This is a genomic window from Stenotrophomonas sp. KH_036_B, assembly GCF_057839485.1.
In genome coordinates this window covers 3,563,534-3,589,724 of sequence record NZ_CM174491.1, presented here as the reverse complement: position 1 = coordinate 3,589,724, position 26,191 = coordinate 3,563,534, and the positions used below count along the sequence as shown (strand labels likewise).

Annotated in this window: 19 protein-coding genes and 1 riboswitch; of the genes, 8 read left to right on the top strand and 11 right to left on the bottom strand. The window is 67.3% G+C overall.

Translation table 11 applies throughout. From position 1 onward, the window contains the following. Positions 1 to 40: 40 nt before the first annotated feature. The gene (locus AC3ITN_RS15925) at positions 41 to 712 is read right to left on the bottom strand and encodes a TetR/AcrR family transcriptional regulator (RefSeq protein WP_313345707.1); all 672 of its coding nucleotides are present in this window, start codon (positions 710 to 712) and stop codon (positions 41 to 43) included. 122 nt (positions 713 to 834) lie between these two features. Between AC3ITN_RS15925 and AC3ITN_RS15920 the strand changes: the two genes are divergently transcribed. After that, positions 835 to 1,965, top strand: a complete 1,131-nt coding sequence (locus tag AC3ITN_RS15920) for an efflux RND transporter periplasmic adaptor subunit (RefSeq protein ID WP_489391137.1) — start codon at positions 835 to 837, stop codon at positions 1,963 to 1,965. A 4-nt stretch (positions 1,966 to 1,969) separates the two neighbouring features. Further along, a complete protein-coding gene (locus AC3ITN_RS15915; protein WP_489391136.1) occupies positions 1,970 to 5,152 on the top strand; it encodes an efflux RND transporter permease subunit in 3,183 nt (1,060 codons plus the stop codon). A 250-nt stretch (positions 5,153 to 5,402) separates the two neighbouring features. Here the strand turns inward: AC3ITN_RS15915 and leuB are convergent, their stop codons facing one another. The 9 genes from leuB to ilvC form a co-directional block, all read right to left on the bottom strand. After that, positions 5,403 to 6,464: a 3-isopropylmalate dehydrogenase gene (gene leuB, locus AC3ITN_RS15910; RefSeq protein WP_489391135.1), complete on the bottom strand. Its 1,062-nt coding sequence runs from the start codon at positions 6,462 to 6,464 to the stop codon at positions 5,403 to 5,405. Beyond that, on the bottom strand, positions 6,454 to 7,032 hold the full coding sequence (gene leuD, locus AC3ITN_RS15905) for a 3-isopropylmalate dehydratase small subunit (protein WP_489391134.1): 579 nt from the start codon (positions 7,030 to 7,032) through the stop codon (positions 6,454 to 6,456). Before leuD ends, leuB begins: the two co-directional genes overlap by 11 nt. Further along, the gene (leuC, locus tag AC3ITN_RS15900) at positions 7,032 to 8,453 is read right to left on the bottom strand and encodes a 3-isopropylmalate dehydratase large subunit (protein ID WP_489391133.1); all 1,422 of its coding nucleotides are present in this window, start codon (positions 8,451 to 8,453) and stop codon (positions 7,032 to 7,034) included. The genes leuD and leuC overlap by 1 nt, the downstream gene beginning before the upstream one ends. Before the next feature lie 44 nt (positions 8,454 to 8,497). Continuing rightward, a complete protein-coding gene (locus AC3ITN_RS15895; RefSeq protein ID WP_489391132.1) occupies positions 8,498 to 9,265 on the bottom strand; it encodes a methyltransferase domain-containing protein in 768 nt (255 codons plus the stop codon). Between the two features lie 73 nt (positions 9,266 to 9,338). Then, positions 9,339 to 10,892, bottom strand: a complete 1,554-nt coding sequence (locus AC3ITN_RS15890) for a 2-isopropylmalate synthase (RefSeq protein WP_489391131.1) — start codon at positions 10,890 to 10,892, stop codon at positions 9,339 to 9,341. Beyond that, the gene (locus AC3ITN_RS15885) at positions 10,889 to 11,986 is read right to left on the bottom strand and encodes a threonine dehydratase (RefSeq protein WP_489391130.1); all 1,098 of its coding nucleotides are present in this window, start codon (positions 11,984 to 11,986) and stop codon (positions 10,889 to 10,891) included. Before AC3ITN_RS15885 ends, AC3ITN_RS15890 begins: the two co-directional genes overlap by 4 nt. A 111-nt stretch (positions 11,987 to 12,097) precedes the next feature. After that, a complete protein-coding gene (locus AC3ITN_RS15880) occupies positions 12,098 to 12,358 on the bottom strand; it encodes an ACT domain-containing protein (RefSeq protein ID WP_313345725.1) in 261 nt (86 codons plus the stop codon). Next, positions 12,342 to 14,075: an acetolactate synthase 2 catalytic subunit gene (gene ilvG, locus AC3ITN_RS15875; protein ID WP_313345727.1), complete on the bottom strand. Its 1,734-nt coding sequence runs from the start codon at positions 14,073 to 14,075 to the stop codon at positions 12,342 to 12,344. Before ilvG ends, AC3ITN_RS15880 begins: the two co-directional genes overlap by 17 nt. A gap of 39 nt (positions 14,076 to 14,114) precedes the next feature. After that, positions 14,115 to 15,089: a ketol-acid reductoisomerase gene (gene ilvC / locus AC3ITN_RS15870; RefSeq protein ID WP_313345730.1), complete on the bottom strand. Its 975-nt coding sequence runs from the start codon at positions 15,087 to 15,089 to the stop codon at positions 14,115 to 14,117. Positions 15,090 to 15,164: 75 nt separating this feature from the next. Here ilvC and AC3ITN_RS15865 point away from each other — a divergent pair, with 75 nt between their 5' ends. After that, positions 15,165 to 15,533, top strand: a complete 369-nt coding sequence (locus AC3ITN_RS15865) for a hypothetical protein (RefSeq protein ID WP_489391129.1) — start codon at positions 15,165 to 15,167, stop codon at positions 15,531 to 15,533. A gap of 45 nt (positions 15,534 to 15,578) precedes the next feature. After that, the gene (ggt, locus tag AC3ITN_RS15860; protein WP_489391128.1) at positions 15,579 to 17,297 is read left to right on the top strand and encodes a gamma-glutamyltransferase; all 1,719 of its coding nucleotides are present in this window, start codon (positions 15,579 to 15,581) and stop codon (positions 17,295 to 17,297) included. A 644-nt stretch (positions 17,298 to 17,941) separates the two neighbouring features. Here ggt and AC3ITN_RS15855 read toward each other — a convergent pair. Continuing rightward, entirely contained in the window at positions 17,942 to 19,513 is a 1,572-nt protein-coding gene (locus AC3ITN_RS15855; protein WP_489391127.1) for a BCCT family transporter, read from the bottom strand. Between the two features lie 221 nt (positions 19,514 to 19,734). Beyond that, positions 19,735 to 19,836, top strand: a riboswitch (TPP riboswitch). Between the two features lie 98 nt (positions 19,837 to 19,934). On the opposite strand from AC3ITN_RS15855, the gene thiC reads away from it, so the two are divergent. The 4 genes from thiC (at position 19,935) to AC3ITN_RS15835 (ending at position 26,191) form a co-directional block, all read left to right on the top strand. Then, positions 19,935 to 21,812 carry a phosphomethylpyrimidine synthase ThiC gene (thiC, locus tag AC3ITN_RS15850; RefSeq protein ID WP_489391126.1) on the top strand — a complete coding sequence of 626 codons (1,878 nt, stop codon included), beginning with the start codon at positions 19,935 to 19,937 and terminating at the stop codon, positions 21,810 to 21,812. Between the two features lie 129 nt (positions 21,813 to 21,941). After that, positions 21,942 to 22,619 (top strand): ion channel, encoded by a 678-nt coding sequence (locus AC3ITN_RS15845; protein WP_313345744.1) that lies wholly within the window; start codon positions 21,942 to 21,944, stop codon positions 22,617 to 22,619. Between the two features lie 260 nt (positions 22,620 to 22,879). Beyond that, the gene (locus tag AC3ITN_RS15840; protein ID WP_489391125.1) at positions 22,880 to 25,186 is read left to right on the top strand and encodes a winged helix-turn-helix domain-containing protein; all 2,307 of its coding nucleotides are present in this window, start codon (positions 22,880 to 22,882) and stop codon (positions 25,184 to 25,186) included. 123 nt (positions 25,187 to 25,309) lie between these two features. Further along, positions 25,310 to 26,191, top strand: coding sequence for a helix-turn-helix transcriptional regulator (locus AC3ITN_RS15835; RefSeq protein ID WP_489391124.1), 882 nt, complete (start codon positions 25,310 to 25,312; stop codon positions 26,189 to 26,191).

The following is a 26,191-nucleotide window of genomic DNA, read 5'->3' as shown; positions in this document are numbered from 1 at the left end:
GCCGGAAGTCACCGCGACCTCCGGTCCATTCATGTTGTTATCACCGCCCGTGGCGGGTGGCGTACGCCCTCAGGAAGAAGGCGACGCTGGCATCCACGTGGGCGTCTGCGTCGCACTCGGCCGGGGCCGGTCGCAGCCCGCACATCATATGCGTATGCAGCTCGCCTTTGATGAGGGTGAAGAACTGCAGGGCGGCGGTCTGGAAGTCGGTGATCTCCAGTTCCCCGCGCTCGGTGCGGGCCCGCAGGAACTCGGCCAGGGCGTCGCTGGTGCGCTGCGGCCCGGCCAGCCAGAACATCTCGCGGATCCGGTCGTCGGTGTCCGGCGCCATCATCACCCGCTGCACGGCCACGGCGGCCGGCGAGGTGATCATGTTGAAGAACGCCCGGCCGATGCCCAGCAACTGCTCGCGCAGCGCCCCGTCGGCGTCGGTGACGAACAGCGCATCGGGCAGCATCTCGATGCAGGTGGACTTCACAGCTTCGGTGAAAAGAGTCTCTTTATCGCCGAAATGGCTGTAAACAGTCAGCTTTGATACGCCCGCCTGGCCAGCGATGCTGTCCATGCTGACGCCGCTGTAGCCCTGTTCGACGAACAATGCCTTGGCCGCATCGAGGATGGCCGCGCGCTTGCCCAGATCCTTCGGCCGGCCGGGTCCGGCAGCCTTGGCGGCGGGCTTGGAGGGGGCGTCGGGAGGGGGCTGATCAATCATTGAAACAATACTAGACCAATCGGTTCGATATTTATACTATACCGGCTGGTTCACTATTGGCCGTTCTGGAATAGAGTGTCTCTTCCGTGCGGCTCCCCCAGGTACTCAAGGTCCAGGACCTCATGAACAACATGCGATGGATGGGCGGTGGGCTGCTGGCGTTGATGCTGGCGGCATGTGGCAAACCGGATGCCGAACCGGCCGCGCCGATCCCGGTACTGGTCGTGCAGGCCGGCACCGTGGCCGGGCAGGAAGTGGCGGCGTATCCGGGCGAGGTGCGGGCACGCGAAGAAAGCCCGCTGTCGTTCCGGGTAGGTGGCAACCTGGTCAAGCGCCATGTCGATGCCGGCCAGCGCGTGCGCAAGGGCGACCTGCTGGCCGAACTGGACGCGGCCGACTTCGCATCGCAGGCAAGCGCGTCGCAGGCGCAGCTGGCCGCGGCCGAAGCCGACCTGGTGCGCGCCCGCGATGACCAGAAGCGCTACGCCGCACTGGCCGAGCAGCAACTGGTCAGCCGATCCACGCTGGATGCGCAGACCGCCGCCTTCAAGGCGGCCCAGGGCCAAGCCAATGCCGCCCGCGCCAATCTGTCCGTGGCCCGCAACCAGGCCGGCTATGCGCAGCTGCGCGCGCCTGCCGATGGCGTGATCGCCAGCCGCCAGGCCGAGGCCGGGCAGGTCGTCAGCGCCGGGCAGACCGTGTTCACCCTGGCCGCCGACGGCGGACGCGAAGTGCTGATCGCGCTGCCGGAAAGCAACATCCGCGATTACCAGGTGGGCCAGGCCGTGCAGGTGGAGCTGTGGAACACGCCGGGCCAGATGCTGGACGGCACGATCCGCGAGATCGCGCCGGCCGCCGATGCGCAGGCCCGCACCTACGCCACGCGGGTGAGCCTGTCGGCGGACGCGGTGAAGGAGGTCGAGCTCGGCCAGAGCGCGCGCGTGTTCGCCGCCGCCGGCCGCAGCGGCACCCTGCAGCTGCCGCTGGCGTCGGTGCTGCGTGGCGCCAACGGCACGGCCAGCGTGTGGGTGGTCAACCCGGCCAACGGGGCGATCAAGGCCACGCCGGTGACCGTGGGCGCCTATGGGCCGGATGCCGTGCCGGTGCTGTCCGGCGTCGGTGCGCAGGACTGGGTAGTCGCTGCGGGCGGGCACCTGCTGCGCGAGGGCCAGACGGTCACGCCGGTGGACCGGCAGAACCGGCCGCTGCTGAAGCCGGCCGCCGCGCCGGCTGCCAGCGGCAAGGGGCACTGACCCCGTGCGCCGCTTCAATCTCTCCGAATGGGCGCTGGGCAACCGCGCGCTGGTGCTGTTTGCCATGATCGCCTTCGCGGTGATCGGTGCGTGGTCGTACAAGCACCTGGGCCAGTCCGAGGATCCGCCGTTTACTTTCAAGGTCATGGTGGTGCGCACGATGTGGCCCGGCGCCACCGCCGAGCAGGTCTCGCGCCAGGTCACCGAGCCGATCGAGAAGGCGCTGTTGAACACCGGGCAGTACGAGTTCATTCGTTCGTACTCGCGCCCCGGCGAATCGCAGGTGATCTTCGTGGCCCGCGACAGCCTGCGCTCCAAGGCAATTCCCGACCTGTGGTACCAGGTGCGCAAGCGCGTGGGCGACATCAAGCCGACCCTGCCGCGCGAGATCGTCGGGCCGTTCTTCAATGACGAGTTCGGCGACACCTTCGGCAACATCTACGCCTTGACCGGGCAGGGCTTCGACTACGCGGTGATGCGCGACTACGCCGACCGCATCCAGCTGGAGCTGCAGCGGGTGCCGGACGTGGGCAAGATCGAGCTGGAAGGCCTGCAGGACGAGAAGGTCTGGATCGAGCTGTCCAACACCAAGCTGGCCACCCTGGGCGTCTCCCTGCAGCAGGTGCAGCAGGCGCTGGCCGACCAGAACGCCATTGCCGCCACCAGCTTCTTCGAGACCCCGACCGACCGCGTGCAGCTGCGCGTGACCGGCCAGTTCCAGAGCATCGACGACATCCGCCGCTTCCCGATCCAGGCGGGCGAACGCACCGTGCACCTGGGCGACATCGCTGAGATCAAGCGCGGTTTCGCCGACCCTTCCTCGCCGAAGATGCGCTTCATGGGCGAGGACGCGATCGGTATCGCCGTGGCGATGAAGGACGGCGGCGACATCCTCAAGCTGGGCAGCACGCTCGATGCGGAGTTCGAACGCCTGCAGAAGACGCTGCCGGCCGGCATGCAGCTGCGCAAGGTCTCCGACCAGCCACACGCGGTGGAAGAGTCCGTGGGCGAGTTCGTGCAGGTGCTGACCGAAGCGGTGGTGATCGTGCTGCTGGTCAGTTTCTTCTCGCTGGGCCTGCGCACCGGCCTGGTGGTGGGCGTGACCATTCCGCTGGTGCTGGCGATGACGTTCTTCGTCATGCATTACTTCGGCATCGGCCTGCACAAGATCTCGCTCGGCGCGCTGGTGCTGGCGCTGGGCCTGCTGGTGGACGATGCGATCATCGCGGTGGAAATGATGGCCACCAAGATGGAGCAGGGCTACGACCGCCTGCGCGCGGCCAGCTTCGCCTGGGAATCGACCGCATTCCCGATGCTGACCGGTACGCTGATCACCGCCGCCGGGTTCCTGCCGATTGCCACGGCCGCGTCCAGCACCGGTGAATACACCCGTTCGCTGTTCCAGGTGGTGACGATCGCGCTGGTGGTGTCGTGGATTGCCGCGGTGCTGTTCATTCCCTATCTCGGCGACAAGATGCTGCCGGACCTGTTCAATCCGCAGCTGCCCAAGCCGGAGAGTCTGGCCGGGCGCTGGCGCGCGCGTCGCTTGGCCTGGGCGGACCGCTACCCGGCGCTGTCGCGCTGGATCGCGCCGAAGGAGCACGCGCACGATCACGATCCTTACCAGCGCCCGTTCTACACGCGCTTCCGTCGCTTCCTGGATGCCTGCCTGCGTCATCGCTGGTGGGTGATCGCGGCAACCGCGGCGCTGTTCGTGTTCTCGCTGCTGATCTTCCGCTTCGTACCGCAGCAGTTCTTCCCGGATTCGACCCGGCCGGAACTGATGGTGGACATCGAGCTGGCCGAAGGCGCGTCGCTGCAGGCCACACAGGCGCAGGCGGGCAAGCTGGAGAAGCTGCTCAAGGGCCGCGAGGGCATCAGCAACTACGTGGCCTACGTGGGCACCGGTTCGCCGCGCTTCTACCTGCCGTTGGACCAGCAGCTGCCGGCCACCAACTTCTCGCAGTTCGTGGTGCTCACGGAGAATGCGGAGGCACGCGAGGCGACGCGCGACTGGTTGCTGAAGGATGTGATTCCGCAGTTCCCGGACGTGCAGATGCGCGTGACCCGCCTGGAGAACGGACCGCCGGTTGGCTACCCGGTGCAGATGCGCATCTCGGGCGAGCATGTCGAGAAGGTGCAGGCGATTGCCCGGCAGGTGGAAGCCAAGGTGCGCGAGAACCCGCACGTGATGAACGTCAACCTGGACTGGAGCGAGCCGAGCAAGGTGGTGCGGCTGGTGATCGACCAGGACCGTGCGCGCGCGCTGGGCGTGAGCAGTGCGCAGGTGAGCCAGCTGCTGGGCACATCGCTGTCGGGCATGAGCGTGAGCACGTACCGGGAGGGCAACCGCCTGATCGAGATGCTGCTGCGTGGGCCGGACAATGAACGCGTCCGGCTGGACATGCTGGGCAGCCTGGCCATTCCCACGGCCAGTGGCACGTCGGTGACGCTGTCGCAGGTGGCGCGCCTGGAGTACGTGTTCGAGGACGGCATCATCTGGCACCGCAACCGTCTGCCGACAGTGACGGTGCGTGCCGACATTGCCGATGAAAAGCAGCCGTTGGACGTGGTGCAGCAGATCCTGCCGACGCTGGAAGGCATTCGGGCCCAGCTGCCGTCGGGCTACCTGCTGGAGACCGGTGGCACGGTGGAAGACTCGGCGCGCGGCCAGGATTCGATCAAGGCCGGCATGCCGCTGTTCCTGATCGTGGTGGCGACGCTGCTGATGCTTCAGCTGCGCAGCTTCTCGCGCGCGGCGATGGTGCTGGTGACGGCGCCCTTGGGCATCATCGGTGCGACGCTGTTCCTGCTGCTGTTCCGCGCGCCGTTCGGGTTCGTGGCGTTGCTGGGCACGATCGCGCTGGCCGGCATGATCATGCGTAACTCGGTGATCCTGATCGACCAGATCCAGCAGGACATCGATGCGGGCCACGACCGCTGGCACGCGATCATCGACGCGACGGTGCGCCGCTTCCGTCCGATCGTGCTGACCGCGCTGGCGGCGGTGCTGGCGATGATCCCGCTGTCGCGCAGCGCGTTCTACGGCTCGATGGCGATCTCGATCATGGGCGGGTTGATTGTCGGCACCGTGCTGACGCTGGTGTTCCTGCCGGCGTTGTATGCCGCGTGGTTCCGGGTGAAACCGGATGAAGCGGGCAAAGCCGAAGAAGCATCGGCGCCTTGATTCATTCCTGGAGGGGCGGCCGACGGGCAGCCCCCTACGGGACACGCCGTGAATCCATCCATGGAGGCTTGTCAAAAACATCCATGTTTTTGACAGTCCCTACGGGGGCTGCCCGCCGGCCGCCCCAGACAGATGGTCGTGGGCGGAGACGGTGATCAAAAGCCGGAGCAGCCACGCATGGCGTGGCTCTACCTTGGCCCGCACCCGCCGGCCCATCACTCGTAAACGATCAAACGAGGGCGTTTGAACGTCAGCCCAATCGCGCCAGCACCGCGTCAGTGGCCTGCGTGGTACTCACCGCCTGGCCCTTCGCAGCCAGGTCCGCAGTAAACACCCCATCATCCAACGCCGCATGCACGGCCGCTTCCACCGCCGCGGCTTCCGCCTCCAACCCCAACGAATGTCGCAGCAGCATCGCGGCGCTGAAGATCGTGGCGTACGGATTGGCAATCCCCTTGCCCGCGATATCCGGTGCCGAACCATGGATCGGCTCGTAGATCCCCACCGCCCCAGGGGCACCCAGCGACGCCGACGGCAGCAGGCCCAGTGAACCGGCCAGCATCGAGGCCTCGTCGGTGAGGATGTCGCCGAACATGTTCTCGGTCACGATCACGTCGTACTCGCGCGGCTTGGCCAGCAGATGCATGGCCATTGAATCGACCAGCTGGTGCTCCAGTGCGACCTCCGGGAACTCCTCGCGGCCGATCCGCGCTGCCACGTCACGCCACAGGCGCGAGGTCTCCAGCACGTTGGCCTTGTCCACCGAGGTAACCTTGCCGCGCCGCTGCTGCGCCAGCCGGAACGCACTGCGCATCACCCGCTCGATCTCGACCACGCTGTAGCTGCACAGGTCGCTGGCGGTGTCGGCGGTGCGGGTCTTCTCGCCGAAGTAGATGCCACCGGTCAGTTCGCGCACCACCACGAAGTCCACGCCTTCCAGCAGCTCGGCCTTGATCGGCGAGGCGCCCAGCGCGGCGGGGTGGGTACGCACCGGGCGCAGGTTGGCGTACAGGCCCAGGGCCTTGCGGATCGCCAGCAGGCCCTGTTCCGGGCGCACCTTGGCATTCGGGTCGGACCACTTCGGCCCGCCCACCGCACCGAGCAGGATCGCATCGGCCGCGCGGCAGGCATCGAGCGTGGCGGCGGGGAGCGGCTCACCGTGGCGATCGATGGCGATGCCGCCGATGTCGTGTTCCTGGAACGCAAAGGTGTGGCCGAAACGGGTGGCGACGGCGCCCAGCACGGCCACCGCGGCGGCGGCGACTTCCGGACCGATGCCGTCACCCGGCAGTACGACAATCTCAGCGTGCATGTTCACTCTCGTAACGTTCGATGTCAGGGGTGCGGGCCAGCAGGTAGCCCAGCTGATCAACGCCTTCCAGCAGGCAGGTCTGCGAGAAGCCGTCCAGCGGGAAGGAATACACGCGACCGTCAGGGGTGCGCAACTCGCGCGCGGCGATGTCGATGGTCAGCACGTCGTCCGGGCGCTGCATCAGCTCCTGCACGTCGGCCTCGGCCAGCACGATGGGCAGCAGCCCGTTCTTCAGCGAATTGCCGCGGAAGATGTCGGCGATCTCGCTGCTCACGATCGCGCGCAGGCCCAGGTCGGTCAGCGCCCACGGCGCATGTTCGCGCGAGGAGCCGCAGCCGAAGTTGCGCCCGGCCAGCAGGATGCTGCGCCCGGCGTTGTGCGGCTGGTTGAAGGCGAACGCCGGGTTCGGCGTGCCATCGGCCTGCCAGCGCCAGTCATTGAAGGCGAACCTGCCCAGGCCTACCCGTTCGGTGGTGGACAGGAAGCGTGCCGGGATGATCTGGTCGGTATCGATGTTGGTCTCGCGCAGCACCACGCTGGTCGAGCTCAGGGTACGGAAGCCGGGCATCAGGCCACCTCCTGGGCGGCGTACAGTTCACGCGGATCGGCCACGCGGCCGTTCACCGCCGCCCATGCGGCGGTCATCGGCGAAGCCAGCAGGGTGCGCGAACCTGGGCCCTGGCGGCCCTCGAAGTTGCGGTTGCTGGTGCTCACCGCCAGCTGGCCCGGCGCGACCAGGTCGCCGTTCATCGCAATGCACATCGAGCAGCCCGGCTCGCGCCACTCGGCACCGGCCGCGCGCACGATCACGTCGATGCCTTCGGCCTCGGCCTGGCGCTTGACGATCTCCGAACCCGGCACCACCAGCATGCGCACGCCTGCCGCCACCGTTCGGTCCTGCAGCACCTGCGCCACTTCGCGCATGTCGCTCAACCGCCCATTGGTGCAGGAGCCGACGAACACCACGTCCACCGGCGTACCGGCCAACGTCTGGCCGGCATGGAAATGCATGTAGTCCAGGCCTTTCTGGTCGGCCGCATCGTTGGCGGCCGGGATCGGCGCATCCACCGCGATGGCGGTCCCCGGGTGGGTGCCCCAGGTCAGGGTGGGGCGGATGTCGGCGGCGTCGATGTGCACGTCCACGTCGAAGCGCGCGCCCGCATCACTGCGCAGCTGCGACCACTGCGCCACGGCGGCGTCGAACTCGGCACCCTTGGGGCCGCGCGGGGTGTTGGCCACCCAGTCGAAGGTCACCTGGTCCGGTGCGACCATCCCGGCGCGCGCGCCGGCTTCGATCGACATGTTGCACAGGGTCATGCGCTGCTCCATGTCCATCGCCTCGATCGCGCTGCCGCGGAATTCCAGCACATGGCCGGTGCCGCCGTTCACGCCGATCACGCCGATGATGTGCAGCACCACGTCCTTGGCGCCCACGCCCAGCGGCAGGCGGCCATCGACGGTGATCGCCATGGTCTTCGCCTTGCGCTGCAGCAGGCACTGCGTGGCCAGCACGTGGCCGACTTCGCTGGTGCCGATGCCGAAGGCCAGTGCACCAAACGCACCATGGGTGGAGGTGTGGCTGTCGCCGCAGACGATGGTCATGCCCGGCTGGGTGAAGCCCTGCTCGGGCGCGATCACGTGCACGATGCCGCGGCTGGCCGACTGCAGGTCGAACAATTCGATGCCGTGCTCGGCGCAGTTGCGCGCCAGCATGTCCACCTGGGCCTCGGAGGCGGCGCTGGCGTAGGGCAGCTTGCCGTCGGCACCGGCCGGCAGGGTGGGGGTGGAGTGATCCATCGTGGCCTTGGTCCGGTCCGGCCGGCGCGGGGAGAGCCCGCGCTCGCGCAGTTCGGTGAAGGCCTGTGGCGAGGTCACTTCGTGGATCAGGTGCAGGTCGATGTACAGCACGGCGGGCGCGCTGTCCGATTCGGGCACGACGACGTGGGCATCCCACAGTTTGTCGTACAGGGTGCGGGGAGCTGGGGTCATGGAATGGCCTTGCTAGGGTTCATGTGACGATACGTCGGATCGGGTCAGAACGCGCGCAGCCGCGCATCGAAGCGCAGCCGCACGTAGTCGGCGGTCCACTGGCCGTGGGCATCGCGCTGGGTCGGCGCCAGCAGCGCCACCGTGTCGTCGAGCACGCGCTGGCGCTGCTGCGCGTCCAGTCCGGCCAGGAAGGGGGAGGCAAACGTACGCAGCCAGCCCTGCATGCCGGTGGGCAGCACCGTGGGGCGGGGCAGGCACTCGATGTAGCGCACCTGGAACCCGTGCGCGCGCAGGCGGTCTGCGTATTCGTCTGCGCAGGGGAAGTACCACGGGAACGCGGGAAGGGCATGGCCGTTGCTGCACAGGGCCGCCTGCAGCGCGCTGGTGATGGTGGCCACGTTGCCCTGGCCGCCCATCTCGGCGACGAAGCGCCCGCCACTGCGCAGTGCGCGGCGCACGCCATCGATGACCTTGTCCGGCTCGCGCATCCAGTGCAGGGCGGCGTTGCTGAACACCGCATCGAAGCGGCGCTCGAAGGTCATGGCATGGGCATCCATCAGGTGCGCATCGATGCCGCGCGCCCGGGCGCCGCCGATCAGCTCCGGTGAGCTGTCCACGCCGGTCACGCGCGCGCCGCTGAGCGCCAGGTCGAAACTCAGCACGCCATCGCCGCAGCCCAGGTCGAGGATCCGCTCGCCGCGCTGCGGATCGAGCAGGCGCGCCGCGGCGCCCCCGAGCACCGGCACGAAGCCGGCGTCGATCGCGTAGTCGTGGGCGTTCCAGTGCTGGCCTTCATTGGCGGCGCCGCACATGGTTGTGCAAGTGGTGGGCAAGCAGGATGGATCTTGTCCCACCAGACTGTCGAAGGCGCTCATGACAGGTTCCTCAGGCGGCGGCGCTGGCCGCGGGTTGTTCGGTGCTGGCCTGGCGCTGGCGCAGCAGGCGGTTGGCCACGTCCAGCCAGGCCAGCGCGGAGGCTTCGATGATGTCGCGGCTGGTGCCGGTGCCTTCGTACTCCACGCCCTCATGGCGCACGCTCAGGTTGGCTTCGCCGCGCGCATCGGCGCCGATGCCCACGCTGTGCACGTGGTAGCTGTCCAGCATCAGCTGCACGCCGGTGGCGGCGGACAGGGCGCCGAACAAGGCGTCCACCGGGCCATCGCCCTGCGACGTCTCGGCGACGCGGTTGCCGTCCGGGTCAGACAGCTCCACCAGCGCGTTGGCGCGGCTGCCGACATCGCTGATGGTCATCGACGCCAGGCGGTAGCCGTTCTGGGTGGCGCTGCCCTGCATCAACGCCTGCAGATCGGCGTCGGTGACCACCCGCTGCTGCTCGCACAGTGCCTTGAACTGCTCGAAGACCAGCTTCAGCTCGTCCTCTTCGAGCCAGAAGCCCAGCGCACGCAGGCGGGCTTCGACCGCCGCGCGACCGCTGTGGCGGCCCAGCACCATCTGCGAGTTCTCCCAGCCCACGTCTTCCGGGCGCATGATTTCGTAGGTGCCGCGATGACGCAGCATGCCGTGCTGGTGGATGCCCGATTCGTGCGCGAACGCATTGGCGCCCACGATCGCCTTGTTGCGCTGGACCGGCATGCCGACCAGGCGCTGCAGCAGCTGCGAGGTGGAGACGATGCGCGGGGTGTTGATGCGGGTGTCTTCCTCGTAGAAGGCGTTGCGTACCTTCAGCACCATGGCCAGCTCTTCCAGCGAGCAGTTGCCGGCACGCTCGCCGATGCCATTGATGGTGCACTCCACCTGGCGCGCGCCACCTTCGATGGCGGCCAGCGAATTCGCCACGGCCAGGCCCAGGTCGTTGTGGCAGTGGGCGCTGAAGATGATGCGGTCGCTGTCCGGCACGCCGGCGATCACCCGCTGGAACATGCCGCGGATTTCTTCGGGGGTGGTGAAGCCGACCGTGTCGGGCAGGTTGATGGTGGTCGCGCCGGCGGCCACGGCCACGCGGGCCACCTCGACCAGGAAATCTTCCTCGGTGCGGGTGGCATCCTCGGCGGAGAACTCCACGTCATCGATGTAGCTGCGGGCCAGGCTGACATGCTTGTGCACCGACTCCAGCACCTGCTCGCGGCTCATGCGCAGCTTGTGCTCGCGGTGCAGCGGGCTGGTCGACAGGAACACGTGCAGGCGCGCGTTGGCGGCGGCCTCCAGCGCCTTGGCCGAGGTCTCGATGTCGGCGGCCAGGCAGCGCGACAGCACCGCCAGTGTTGGCCGGCGGACTTCGCGGCCGATCATCGCCATCGCATCGCGGTCGGACTGCGAGCTGGCCGGGAAGCCGGTTTCGATGATGTCCACGCCCAGTTCGTCGAGCGCACGCGCCATCACCAACTTCTGCTGTGGGCTCATGCTGCAGCCCGGCGATTGTTCGCCGTCACGCAGGGTGGTGTCGAAAATTCGAATTCGGGGGGAGTTGGGCGTAGTCACCAGGAGGTCTCCTCGACAACAAGGTCGGATGGGATGGCGGAAGAAGGAAGGGGTAAGGAATTCGGGAGAGGGGCGAGTACGGTCGGTAGCGGCGGCCGTGTGCGCTCGCTCGCGCGGCGGCGTGGCTTGCGCGGGGCGCGCGGGCGGATGTCGGCAAGCAGCTGGGCCAGCACCAGCGCGTCGATGTTGCCGCCCGAGACCACGGCGCACTTGCGCTTGCCGGCGACGCGGCGGCCGGCGGCCAGTGCCAGCGCACCGGCGCCCTCGGCAATGACGTGTTCCTCCAGTGCCAGCCGCACCAGGGTCTCGCGCAGTTCGGCTTCGCGCACGATCACCACGTCGTCCAGCAGCGCGCTGCACAGGCGGCGGGTCAGGAAGCCGGGGATCTTCACCTTTACGCCATCGGCCAGCGTGGGCACGGGCGCGATCTCGCGGACATCGCCGCGGATCGCGCGGGCCATGGAGTCCACGCCCTCGACCTGCGCACCGACAATGCGCACGCCCTGCGATTTCAGCGCGAGCGCGACGCCCGACGCCAGTCCGCCGCCGCCGATCGGCACGATCACCACGTCCGGCGCATGCGCGGCCAGTTCGATGCCCAACGTGCCTTGGCCGGCGATCACGTCGGGGTCATCGAAGGCGGACAGGAAGCGGTAGCCGTGCTGGTCGGCCAACGCACGTGCAAAGGCGTAGGCCTCGTCGTAGCTGTTGCCGTGCTGGCGCACGGTGGCGCCCCAGTGGGCCACGCCTGCGATCTTGGTGGCCGGCGCGCCATGCGGCATCACCGTGATCGCCGGAATGTTCAGTCGGTACGCGGCCCAGGCAACGCCCTGGGCATGATTGCCGGCCGAGGCGCAGATCACCGGGCGATCATCGCCGCGTTCGCGCCCGGCCAGCAGTGCGTTCAATGCGCCGCGCACCTTGTAGGAACCGGTGCGCTGCAGGTTTTCCAGCTTCAGCCAGGTGCCGAAGCGCTCCGCGTAATGCAGCGGCGTGGGCGGCAGGAAACGGCGCAGCCGCGCCTGCGCGGCCAGCACGTCGGCGACGCTTACATCGCCTACCTCCGGTTCCTGCGGGGCACGGCTAGCCGGCATGGCCGCTCCAACACGCGCCGGGTAGAGCCACGCCCTGCGTGGCTGCGCGGACCCACAGGCACGCCGGAAGAAGACCCCTCCGTACCGGCACCGGAATCACGGCGCGGGCGTTCATACGGTTACTCCAGCACCGGGCTCCAGCGCACTGATCCGCACCGAAACACAGTCATAGATCTTCTCGATCTGCCGGCACAGCGTCTCCGGCGGCCGGGTGCTGTCCACGACCAGCTGCAGGTGCCAGCGGCCCTCATCAGCGGCATTGGGTGCGCCGACGATCGCGCGCGGCGCGAAGCCGCGGCGTTCGGCCATGCCGATCACGCGCAGCAGCGCGCCCTCGGCGGGAACCAGCACCAGGTCAAGCCGGTATTGCATTGGGGAACTCCTGGGACTGATGGGCAGGGTTGCTTTCCAGCATGGTGCTGTTGGCGTTGTTGGGCGGCACCAGCGGCCATACGTTGGCGCGCGCGTCGATGGCCACGTGCAGCAGGGCCGGGCCGGGCTCGGCCAGCAGGGCGGCCAGGCCGCCCTCCACATCGTCGCGGGCGTCGATGCGCGTGGCCGGAATGCCGAACACCTTGGCCAGCGCGGCGAAGTCCGGGTTGTCGGACAGGTCGATCTCGCTGTAACGCTCGGCAAAGAACAGTTCCTGCCACTGACGGACCATGCCCAGCGAGCTGTTGTCCAGCAGCACGATCTTCACCGGCAGGCGGCAGCGGGCGATGGTGACCAGCTCCTGCACGTTCATCATGAAGCTGCCATCACCCGAGACCAGCACCACGGTGCGGTCGGGGCAGGCGAACTGCGCGCCCATCGCGGCCGGCAGCCCGAAGCCCATGGTGCCCAGCGCGCCGCTGGTCAGGTGGTTGCGCGGGTGGTTGAAGCGGCAATGCTGGGCCACCCACATCTGATGCTGGCCGACATCGCAGGCGATGATCGCGTCGGACGGGGCCAGTTCGCTCAGCCGCTTCAGCAGTGCCGGGGCGTAGATGTGCTTGCCCGGTGCGTCATAGCGCGCGGTGAAGCGTTCGCGATGGCCAGCGCAGCGCTTGCGCCAGGCAGCCTGGCTGGCGTGGGCACTCGCGGCGGCGGTCAGTGCACGCAGTGCGGTGCCCACGTTGCCGGGCACGGCGATGTCGGCGCTGCGCAGCTTGGAGATCTCATACGCGTCGGCATCGATGTGGATGACGCGCGCGAACGGCGCGAACTCGTTCAACTTGCCGGTGGCGCGGTCGTCGAAACGCGCGCCCACCACCACCAGCAGATCGCTTTCCTGCACGGCCATGTTGGCCGCGCGGGTGCCGTGCATGCCCAGCATGCCCAGGTAGTGCGGGTGCTGGGGCGGCAGTGCACCCAGCCCGCGCAGGGTCAGCACGGTGGGAATGGCACTGGCGTCGACGAAGGCGCGGAAGTCCTCCACCGCATCGCCCAGCGCCACGCCGCCACCGGCATAGATCACCGGCTTCTCGGCGTTGGCGATGGCCGCGATGGCGTCGGCCAGCGCGGCATCCTGCGGTGCCACCGGCGGATTCACCGCCTCGGGCACGTGCACCGGCAGGTGCGAGGCATCGGCCACCTGTACGTCCTTGGGCAGGTCGATCAGGACCGGCCCGGGACGGCCTTCGCGGGCGATGCGGAAGGCTTCGCGCACCACGCGCGGCAGGTCATCGACCGAACGCACCAGCCAGCTGTGTTTCACGATGGGCAGGGTCAGCCCGAACACGTCCAGTTCCTGGAAGGCGTCGGTGCCCAGCAGCGGGGTGGCGACCTGGCCGGTGATGCAGACCATGGGCACCGAATCCAGCATCGCATCGGCGATGCCGGTCACCAGGTTGGAGGCGCCCGGGCCGGAGGTGGCCACGCAGACGCCGACCCGGCCGCTGGCGCGGGCATAGCCGTTGGCGGCCAGCGCGGCGCCCTGCTCGTGGCGTACCAGGATGTGCTTCAGCCCGGAATCCACCAGGGCGTCATAGAAAGGCATGATGGTGCCGCCCGGATAGCCGAACAGCGTATCGACGCCCTCGGCTTCCAGGGCCTGCGTCAACCAGCGTGCGCCGTTGCGGGGCGCGGTGCTGTGTGCGGAGGTGTTCATGCGGTGACCTTTGCGAAAGCGGGTGGGGGAGCCGCGCGGTTACGCGGCTTGACCTTGCAACCAGACCATCTTGGCGCGCAGTTCCTTGCCTACCTTCTCGATCGGGTGCTCCAGGTCGGCCTGCTTGAACTTGTTGTAGTTCGGCAGGCCCGCTTCGTATTCGGCCACCCAGTTCTTGGTGAAGGTGCCGTCCTGGATGTCGGTCAGTACCGCCTTCATGCGCTCCTTGGTGCCGGCATCGATCACGCGCGGGCCGCTCACGTAGTCGCCGTACTGGGCGGTTTCGGAGATGAATTCCAGCATGCGGGTGATGCCGCCTTCGTAGAACAGGTCGACGATCAGCTTCAGTTCGTGCAGGACTTCGTAGTACGCGATCTCCGGCTGGTAACCGGCTTCCACCAGGGTTTCGAAGCCGGCCTGGACCAGCGCGGAGGCGCCGCCGCACAGCACGGCCTGCTCACCGAACAGGTCGGTTTCGGTTTCTTCCTTGAAGGTGGTCTCGATCAGGTTGGCACGCGCACCGCCCAGGCCGGTGGCGTAGGCCAGCGCATACTCGGCGGCCTTGCCGCTGCGGTCCTGGTAGACCGCCCAGATGCACGGCACGCCGCGGCCGATCTCGTACTCGCGGCGCACCAGTGCGCCCGGGCCCTTCGGCGCGACCAGCACCACGTCCAGGTCATCGCGCGGGGCGATCATGTTGAAGTGCACGTTCAGGCCGTGCGCGAACAGCAGCACCGCGCCCTGTTTCATGTTCGGTGCCAGCACGTCTTCGTAGAGCTTCTTCTGCACCATGTCCGGGGTCAGCACGGCGACCAGGTCGGCGTCCTTCACCGCGTCGGCCGGCGCTTTCACGGTGAAGCCGTCGGCCTGGGCCTTGACCTCGGTGGGACCGCCCGGACGCAGTCCGATGACGACGTCGAAGCCGGATTCACGCAGGTTGAGTGCGTGCGCGCGGCCCTGGCTGCCGTAGCCGACAACAGCGATCTTGATCTGGGGCAGGTCGTTGGTGCTCATGGGGGAGGTCCTTTGGAGGAAGAATCGGAGGGTTCTGAAACGAAAAAACCCGCACCTGGCGGGGTGCGGGTTTTGATGGATACCTGGCAGTTCTACTTACACGCCGGTCCGTCCCGCACCTGTTGGTTGGGTAATAAGTACGAGGACGAGAAGCGAATGGATGGAGGCCGCGCCGGGACCGGCGTGCTCGATGGATTCGCGAATGGGCGTGTGGCGCTGCAACATGTGATCGAGAAAACCACAGCGGTTTTGCCGCTGTCAACCGTCGCACCGCATTTTCCAACAGTTTCGCCTGTATCCAGCGCAAAGCCCCGTCGCACAACGATGGTTGCGGCTGAAATCGTTCGGCTGAACCCCGATTCAAGTTTTGAAGCAGGGTTTCTGCGCGGATTTCAGGGCGTTCTGCCTGTCGTGCATGACCATTGTCGGATGTGCACGGTGTAACGAAGGGGCGACCATCCACGGGCTACCACCCTCCAGGAAGACCCCGTGTCCCGACCCTTTGCCCGCGCCCTGCTGGCCACCGCCCTGCTGTGTGCCTTGCCCACGCTGTCCACCGCCGCCGACCGGGTGACCGGCCAGGGCTTCGCCACCCGCTCGGAGGTGATCGCGCCGCACGCCATGGCGGCCACCTCGCAGCCGCTCGCCACGCAGATCGCGCTGGACGTGATGAAGGGCGGCGGCTCGGCCGTGGATGCGGCGATCGCCGCCAACGCGGCGCTGGGCCTGATGGAGCCCACCGGAAACGGGGTCGGGGGCGACCTGTTCGCGATCGTATGGGACCCGAAGACGCAGAAGCTGTACGGCTACAACGGCTCGGGCCGTTCCCCGAAATCGCTGACGCTGGCCGAGTTCCAGCGCCGCGGCCTGAAGGAGATCCCGGCCACGGGGCCGCTGCCGGTGTCGGTACCGGGCGCGGTGGACGGCTGGTTCGCGCTGCACGACCGGTTCGGCCGCAAACCGATGGCCGACAACCTGGCACCGGCGATCCGCTACGCCCGCGAGGGGCATCCGGTGGCGGAGGTGATCGCTTACTACTGGGATCGTTCGGTGCCGAAGCTGTCGCAGTACCCGGGTTTCAAGGAGCAGTTCACGGTCAATGGGCACGCGCCGCGCAAGGGCGAGCTGTGGAAGAACCCGAACCTGGCCAACACGCTGGAGCAGATCGCGCAGGGCGGTCGCGATGCGTTCTACAAGGGCGACATCGCGCGCACCATCGGCACGTATTTCAAGACCAACGGCGGCTATCTGAGCTATGACGACATGGCCAGCCACCATGGGGAGTGGGTGGAGCCGGTCAGCAGCAACTACCGGGGCTACGATGTGTGGGAGCTGCCGCCGAACAGCCAGGGCATCGCGGCGCTGCAGATTCTCAATGTGCTGGAGGGCTACGATTTCTCGAAGATCGCCTTTGGCTCACCCGAGCACGTGCACCTGTTCGTGGAGGCCAAGAAGCTGGCCTTCGCCGACCGCGCGCGGTTCTACACCGACCCGGCCTTCCAGCCGGCGCCGGTGGCGAAGCTGGTCTCGAAGGCGTACGCGGCGGAGCGTCGCACGCTGATCTCGATGGACAAGGCGTTGCGCGAGGTGCAGCCGGGCACGCCGAAGCAGCTGGAGGAGGGCGACACGATCTACATGACCGTGGCCGACGCGGACGGGATGATGGTCTCGCTGATCCAGTCGAACTACCGTGGCATGGGCAGCGGCATGGCGCCGCCGGGGCTGGGCTTCATCCTGCAGGATCGGGGGGAGATGTTCGTGCTGCGCAAGGACCATCCCAACGGCTACGCGCCGGGCAAGCGTCCCTTCCAGACCATCATTCCTGGCTTCGTCACGAAGGATGGCAAGCCGTGGATGAGTTTTGGTGTGATGGGTGGTGCGATGCAGCCGCAGGGGCATGCGCAGATCGTGATGAACCTGGTGGACTTCGGCATGAACCTGCAGGAGGCCGGCGACGCGCCGCGCATCCAGCACGAGGGGTCGACCGAGCCGACCGGGCAGGCGACCGCGATGAGTGACGGTGGCGAGGTGAATCTGGAAACCGGCTACCCGTATGAAACGGTGCGCGCGTTGATGCGCAAGGGCCACCGCGTGGTGTTTGCCGACGGTCCCTACGGCGGCTACCAGGCGATCATGCGCGACCCGGACACCGGCGTGTATTACGGCGCCTCGGAAAGCCGCAAGGATGGGCAGGCGGCGGGCTATTGATCACCGGCGATCCTGGATCGCCGCATCGCCGGGCAATGCCCGGCTGCTTCACTCATCGACCGTCGTAGAGCCGGGCCCTGCCCGGCTGCTTCACGCATCAACAGCGTAGAGCCGGGCCCTGCCCGGCTGCTTCACGCATCAACAGCGTAGAGCCGGGCCCTGCCCGGCTGCGTCACGCATTTTGGCGAACAGCCGTTGGTTCAATCGTGCTCTGAGCTGGGCCGGCGGGTGCGGGTTTGCGGGACACGCCGTAAACCCGTCCATGGGGGCTCGTAGAAAACATCCATGTTTTCTACGGTCCCGCAAACCCGCCCCCGCCGACCCTCGACGGTGTATTGGTGGCCACGGTAGATCAACGGCGGTGCCGATCATCTTCATGCGTTACCGCACGTTGGAACATTCCGTGCGTTCGTTCGGGAACCGAACCTACCAGCGACACCGCGTAGAGCCACGCCCTGCGTGGCTGCCTTTTGCCACCGTACGCGGCCATCTGTCGGGGGCGGGCGGCGGGTGGCCACCGGAGGGACTGTCAAAAACATGGATGTTTTTGCCAAGCCTACATGGACGTACTTGCGGCGTGTCCCGGAGCGTGGCTACCCGCCGCCCGCCCCACTACGTAGCAACTGAAACGCTGCTTCTACGCGCTAACCATCCGCCCGCGATGCCTCATCGCGCGTTTCTTCCTGCGCGGCAATCTCACGCTCGATCCAGGCATCCATCATCCGCCGCGCGCGTTGGGCGCGGCGGCGCTGCAACTGGTATTCCATGTCCAGCACGCGGTACAGCGACCACATCACCGCCAGCATCAACAGTGCGAAGGGCAGGGCGGCGATGGTGATCATGCCCTGCAGCGCGTCCAGGCCGCCGGCGAGCAGGAGTGCGCCCGCGATCAGGGCGATGGCCACGCCCCAGGTGATCTTCCGCGACAGCGGCGGGTCGCCGGCTTCGTCGGTGGACATGCTGGCGAGTACCAGCACGGCCGAGTCGGCCGAGGTCACGAAGAAGATCATCAGCAGCACCAGCGCCAGCACCGAGAGCACGGTGGGCATCGGCAGGCTGTCGAACATGGTGAACAGCACGGTCTCGTAGCCGTTGCCCAGGGCCTGCACCAGGTCGACATGGCCGAAGATCTGCGACCACAACGCGGTGCCGCCGAAGACGGAGAACCACAGGAAGCCCAGCACGCTCGGTGCGATCACCACGCCCAGCACGAACTCGCGGATGCTGCGGCCGCGCGACACGCGTGCGATGAACGAGCCCACGAACGGGGCCCAGGCAATCCACCAGGCCCAGTAGAAGATCGTCCAGTCGGCCACCCAGGTGCTGCCCGAGAACGGCGACATGCGCAGGCTCATGGTCACCAGCTGGTTGAGATAGGCGCCGATCGTGGTGGTGAACGTGTCGAAGATGAAGCCGGTGGGGCCCAGCACCAGCACCAGCGCCAGCAACACGGCGGCCAGCCCGAGGTTGAAGTTGGACAGCCACTTGATGCCGCGGTGCACGCCGCTGGTGGTGGAGGCCATGTACAGCACGAAGGCCACCGCGATGATGGTCAGCTGCAAGGGGGCGCCCGCGTGCAGACCGAAGACGCGCTCCAGGCCGGCGGCGATCTGGATCGTGCCGAAGCCGAGCGTGGTGGCCACGCCTATCGCGGTGGCGACCACGGCGGCCACGTTCACGACTGTGCCGATCCAGCCGCGGTGGTGCGCGCCGATCAGCGGCTGCAGCAGGTCGCTGATCAGCCCGCGCCCGTTGCGGTTGAACTGGAACCATGCCATCGCCAGCCCGATCAGGGCGTAGATCGCCCACGGATGCAGGCCCCAATGGAAGAATGCGTACCGCATCGACGCGCGCGCGGCTTCCATGCTCTGCGGCGGCAGGCCTTCGGGTGGGGTGACGAAGTGCGAGACCGGTTCGGCCGCACCCCAGAACACCAGGCCGATGCCCATGCCGGCGGCGAACAGCATCGACATCCAGCTGGCGTTCGAGAACTCCGGCTCGGCGTCTTCGCCGCCGATGCGCAGCGAGCCCAGCCGACCGAAGGCCAGATAGAGCAGGAACGACAGGGTGATGAACACCACCAGCAGGTACAGCCAGCCGGTGCTGCGGATGATGTGCACCAGGCCGCTCTGGACCACGGCATTGAAGGGGCCCGGCGCGACGCCGGCCACCAGCACCAGCAACAGGACCAGTGCAATCGAAAGTCGGAACACCATGCAGGCGTGTCTCCGTACGGGGGACGAGCCGGGGCTCGCGGTCTCCAGCGGCACGACGGCAACGACTGGCGTGATTCGGGCCGGTCGAGCCGGACACAGCGGACAGCGGAACAGCGGTGTCGCTGCGCGGCAGTCTAGCCAATGCGACATGACCACCCCGTTCACGTTACGCCATCGGCGGCGCGGGACGGCGCACATCGGCCGTGGGTGTGCTTTAATCCGCCCCGAAGCGGGGGTACCGCGGCCACATGGCCAAGGTTGAGACAGTCCCTTCGAACCTGATCCGGTTGATACCGGCGTAGGGAAGCTTCGCCGTTGCCGATGCATTGCGCCCCGGGCTCTCCGTGCCCGATCCACGTGCGCGATCCGTCTGCCGTGCGCCGCCGCTTCGTCCCTGCCCGTGAAATTAGGACGATGCCCGATGAACGCACAGCTCTCTGCCCTGCAGCAACAGGCCCAACAACTCTCCACGTCCGTCACCCGGCCGATTCCCGGGTCGCGCAAGATCCACGTGCAGGGCTCGCGCAGCGACCTGCAGGTGCCGATGCGCGAAATCCCGCTGACCCGCACCCCGACCCTGTTCGGCGGCGAGGAGAACGCACCGGTCACCGTCTATGACACCTCCGGCCCCTACACCGACCCGGAGGCCCGTATTGATCTGTCCAGCGGCCTGCCGGCCCTGCGTGCGGCATGGATCGCCGAGCGTGGTGATACCGAATTACTGGATGGGCTGAGCTCGGCGTTCGGCCGCTCGCGGGAAGATGACCCGCGCCTGGATGCGGTGCGTTTCCCGGCACGCCTGCAGCCGCGGCGCGCCGTCGGTGGCGCCAACGTGACCCAGATGCACTACGCGCGGCGCGGCATCATCACCCCCGAAATGGAGTTCGTGGCGATACGCGAGAACCAGCGCCTGCAGGAGATCCGCGACACCGCGCTGCTGATGCAGCACCCCGGGCAATCGTTCGGCGCCGCCATTCCCGCGCTGATCACGCCGGAATTCGTGCGCTCTGAAATCGCACGTGGGCGTGCGGTGCTGCCCAACAACATCAACCACCCGGAAAGTGAGCCGATGATCATCGGCCGCAACTTCCTGACCAAGATCAACGCCAACATCGGCAACAGCGCGGTTTCCTCCGGCATCGCCGAAGAGGTGGAGAAACTGGTGTGGGCCATCCGCTGGGGCGGCGACACGGTGATGGACCTGTCCACGGGCAAGCACATCCATGAAACCCGTGAATGGATCGTGCGCAATTCGCCGGTGGCCATCGGCACGGTGCCGATCTACCAGGCACTGGAGAAAGTGGACGGCCGCGCCGAGGAACTGAGCTGGGCGATCTTCCGCGACACCCTGATCGAACAGGCCGAACAGGGCGTGGATTACTTCACCATCCATGCCGGTGTGCTGCTGCGCCATGTGCCGCTGACCGCAAAGCGCGTCACCGGCATCGTCTCGCGCGGCGGCTCGATCATGGCCAAGTGGTGCCTCGCCCACCATCGCGAGAATTTCCTCTATACGCACTTCGAGGACATCTGCGAGATCATGAAGGCGTACGACGTGACCTTCTCGCTCGGCGACGGCCTTCGCCCGGGGTGCATCGCCGATGCCAACGATGCCGCCCAGTTCGGTGAGCTCGAAGCGCTGGGCGACTTGACGAAGATCGCCTGGAAGCACGATGTGCAGACCATGATCGAGGGTCCCGGCCATGTGCCGATGCAGCTCATCAAGGAGAACATGGACAAGCAGCTGCACGAATGCGGTGAAGCGCCGTTCTACACGCTGGGGCCGCTCACCACCGACATCGCGCCGGGCTACGACCACATCACCAGCGCGATCGGCGCGGCCATGATCGGCTGGTTCGGGACGGCCATGCTCTGCTACGTCACGCCCAAGGAACACCTCGGCCTGCCCAACCGCCAGGATGTGCGCGACGGGATCATGGCCTACCGCATCGCCGCACATGCCGCCGACCTCGCCAAGGGCCATCCCGGCGCGCAGGTGCGCGACAACGCCTTGAGCAAGGCCCGCTTCGAGTTCCGCTGGGAAGACCAGTTCCACCTCGGGCTGGATCCAGAGAAGGCGAAGGAGTTCCATGATGAAACCCTGCCCAAGGACGCGCACAAGCTCGCCCACTTCTGCTCGATGTGCGGGCCGCACTTCTGTTCGATGAAGATCACCCAGGACGTGCGCGACTATGCGGCGGGGCAGGGGCTGGACGCGCAGGCGGCGCTGGCGGCCGGCATGGCCGAGAAGTCCACGCAGTTCCGCGAACTCGGCGCCGAGGTCTACCAACCGGGGTAGGTCACGACCGTTGGTCGTGACGCCACGGGTCGTGACTGGCCAAGCGCAGGTGCCGGGGCGGCCGTCATGCCGCCTCGGTGCGGGCTCCGTTAAGCTTCGGCGCACCGATACAGGGACAGGGACTGGACGATGGCGATAGCACGCACCACCAAATGGCTGGCCATCGCCCGCCGGCATCCGTCGGCATGGCTGCTCGGCGTGCAGCTGCTGGGCGTGCTGCTGTACCCGGCCATGGACGAGGCCGGTGCCAGCCGCGCGCTGTTCGGTGCGTTCGGCATCGCCGTGCTCGGGTTGGCGCTGTGGGTGGTACGGCGCAGCCCGCTGGGCATGTGGGTGGCGCTGGTGCTGGCCATCCCCTCGGTGGTGTTCTCCATCACCGGGGCCGTGCTGGGCCGCCCGGCCCTGGTCACCACCGCACAGCTGCTCGAATGCCTGCTGTACTTCTACACCGCCGGCAGCCTGATCGCGTACATGCTCCAGGACCACAAGGTCACCCGCGACGAACTGTTCGCGGCCGGTGCCACCTTCACATTGCTGGCGTGGGCGTTCGCCTTCGCGTTCGCCGTCTGCCAGCAGTGGTATCCCGGCAGTTTCGTGGCGACCAGCGAAAACGAACTGCGCACCTGGATGGAGCTGCTTTATCTCAGCTTCAGCTTACTTTCGGGGGTAGGCCTGAGCGACGTCGTGCCGGTGCATCCGCAGGCACGCGCGCTGGTCATGCTGGAACAGTTCGCAGGCGTGATGTACGTGGCGCTGGTGGTGTCGCGACTGGTCGGACTGACGATGATCCGCAATGCGCGAAACTGAATCGAAGATAAAGTTATTCTGAATCGCAGATAAAAAATTCGCGCCAAAGGGCGCGAATAGTGAAGCAGTTTATGTGGATTCGTCGGCGAGAGAGGGCCTGATGTTGTCCCGGCGCACAGGCGCGGTTTAACCGCTATAGGCTAGGCTTATCAGCATTGGCAGAATTTGCGCGTTGCGCTGATGCTGTTTGCATAATTTGGCGGTTGGTTTGTCCAGCGGTTGGACGGATCCCGCGCACCTGAAGTTGCTGTTTCACCGGAATGTCCCTCATAGAAAGTGTGACACCCCTTGCTGACCGCCTCCGGATCGGAGAGTGCACCCTGACGCTGTCATCGCGTGAGGTAGCGGTGGACGGTGCGCGTCGTCCGCGTCGGCTTACTCCCAAGGCGTTGGGCGTGTTGAAGGTGTTGATGCGCGTCCCCGGCGCCGTGGTGACCCGCGACGAGTTGTTCGCCGAAGTCTGGCCGGACACGCTGCCCACCAACGATGTGCTCACCCAGGCCATCACGCAGCTGCGCAAGGCGTTCTCACGCGACGACGAGGCCGGTACGGCCTATATCGAAACCATCGCCAAGACCGGCTATCGATTGCTGCAGCCGGTAACCGGCGTGGTGGAGGCGGACGTCGATGTCGACGCGGCCCCGAACCAGGACGAACGCCATGCGCTGGCGGCAGAATTTGCGGCGGCCACACCTGCCCCGCGCCCACGCAGTCTCTGGCGGCGCATGCGCCGCTACGTTCTGCTGGCGATCGGGCTGGGCATGGTCATTGCGCTGCTGGTGATGACGGCGCTGCTGCTGCAACGCCCCGCCCAGGGCGCCGCAGGCAGTGGCGTGCTGGCCGACGGCAGCCGGGTGGTGGGCAGCCCGCAGCGCCCGTATCGTCTGATCACGGCTACCGCAGGGTTTGAAACCTATCCCACGGTGTCGCCGGATGGCTCGCAGGTTGCCTATGAGGCCGACGGCAATGGCCACGCCGGCAGCACCATCAAGGTCCAGACATCGGGCAACTCGCCGGCACGCGCGCTGGCCGATACCCCGCCGGGTCATTCGGATCGCTTTCCCAGCTGGTCGCCCAACGGCCGCGAGATCGCGTTCGCCCGCGTCGGCCCGGACGGCAGCTGCGAGGTGCTGATCGGCAGCGCCACGGGCGGCGCGGTCCGCCACGTGACGCGCTGCGACGGCACCGAGCTGCTCAGTTTCGATTGGACCCCTGACGGGCGTGGCCTGGTGTTCGGCTCCCTCGCCGGTCGCCACGCGTACCGGGGCATCCGGGTCCTGGACATCGCCAGCGGTCAGTGGCGCCCGGTGAACTATACGGTGGCCGAGGACAGTTTCGACTACGCCCCGCGCTTCTCTCCGGACGGGCGTTGGATCGTGTTCGTGCGCAATCCGCAGATCGGTGACCTGTGGCGCCTGCCGGCGCAGGGTGGGGTGCCCGAGCAGCTCACCAATGATTCGGCCGAGATCCGCGGCTGGGCCTGGCGCAGCGACAGCCGCCACATCGTGTTCGGCCGCCGCGTGGACAGCGAGGCGCGCCTGTACGAGCTGGATACCGACACCCGCACGCTGCGTGACGTGGGCATCGACGACGCGCAGTCGCCGGCGCTGTCGCGGCACAACAACATGCTGGCCTTCGTGCACCGCAAGGCGCAGTTCGGCCTGTTCCGGGTGCCGGTCACGGACGGACGCCCGGGCACACCGGAACGCCTGTTCCCGTCCAACGGCCGCGATGGCCAGCCGATGCTGGCGCCCGATGGGCAGCAACTGGTCTTCACCTCCGACCGTTCCGGCAACTACGGCCTGTGGTGGGCGGATCTGTCGCGCCCGGATTCGCTGCGCCCGGTCGAGGGCCTGCGTCCGGAAACCCGGCAGGCCGCAGACTGGTCGCCGGACAGCAAGCATCTGCTGGTCTCCGGCCGCGACGCGCAGGCGCAGCCGGTCATCTATGAAGTATCGCCGCGCGACGAACAGGTGGTGGCGCTGCCGGTACCGGTGGCACAACCGCTGCAGGCGCTGTACGCCGGCGACAACGACCACGTGCTGGTGGTCGAGCGTGACGAGGACGAGCGCATGCGCCTCTCATTGTTCGACCGGCGCAGCACGCCCTGGAAACTGCTGGCGCATATTGATGGCGTATCGCAGGCGCGATTCGACGCGGCGCACCAACGTGTCCTGTTCACCCGCCTGTCTGCGGGTGGACTCTGGTCAGCCGATGCGCGCTTGGATCCGTCCAGCATCCAGCAGGTCAGTGAGGATCGGCCGTCGCGCTGGCGCTACCGCACCTGGGCCGTGGCCCGCGACGGCAGCCTGGACTATCTTTCCACCCGCGCAGACTGCGCGACGGTCTTCGCGCGGATCAACACGCCGTCCGATGGCGCCGAGTACTGCCTGGATGCCGATCGGCTCAGCGCCGGCAACGGATTCAGTGCGCAGCCCGATGGCAGCGCGCTGTACCTGGCCCTGGCCGTCGCCGACGGCGCCGACATCGGGGTGATGACGCTGCCGGAGCCGCCGCGGACGGTGTTTTCGGTCATCCCCAACCCGTTGTTCTGGAAGGGAAAGTAAGCATCGTGTTTCCTTCGTGTTGGTCTCGTGTCGAATTCGGATCAATCTCGTAGTTCGTTCCTGACGCTGCCCGCCTGATTTGGCAAAACGGTTGCCCTGTAATGGCAAACACCGGTGCACGTCATGCGTCAGCTTTCCCTGGCCGATCGCGGCCAATCGCTCTCCCTGGACAAGATCGTCGACGACGGTCCGCTGCCCACCTGCCTGGGCGTGGCCCGGCTGGGCAGCCTGCAGACCGCAGGCACCACCTTCACCGTGTGGATGCAGCTGCGCGGCAGCGCCTGGGTGGAGTCGAAGGAGGGCAGGTTCCGGCTGCGCCAGCGCGAATGGATCGCGTTCGAGAAGGAATCCAAGCCGATGATCCAGGCCGGCCGCGATGGCCTGTGCATCGGCCTGAGCCTGGCACCCGAAGCGCTGCGTGCGTTGGGTGAGCTGGCCGACTGCAGCCTGTATGCGGGCCGTGGCAGCATGAGCCGCGGCGAACTGCGCGTGGCATTGCGGCTGTGGCGCGATGCGCTGGCCAGCGGTCAGCCGGCGCAGGCACTGCGCCCGGTGCTGCTGCACCTGGCGTCGCTTCAGCGCGTGCTGGCCACCGGCGTACAGCGTTGCCCGGGACGTTCGCGCATCCGCAAGCGCCAGGTGTTCGGGCGCATGCAGCGCGCGCGTCTGTTCCTGGAAGGCAACAGCCACCGCGTGGTGCGTATCGGCGAGCTGGCGGAGCTGACCAACTTCTCCAGCTGGTACCTGTCCAAGACCTTCCAGAGCCTGTACGAAGAAAGCCCGCAGTCGCTGTCGGCGCGCCTGCGCCTGGAGCGCGCTGCTGACCTTCTGCGCGATACCGACATGATGATCGGCGAAGTCGCCGCGGCCAGCGGATTCGACAACTGCTGCAGCTTCGCGCGGGCGTTTCGCGCACGTTATGGGCAGTCTGCGTCGGGCTTCCGCCAGGCCGGTGGAATGCTTCCGCCAAAGTCGGCAAAGAGTCCGGTGGCATCGCGCAAATAA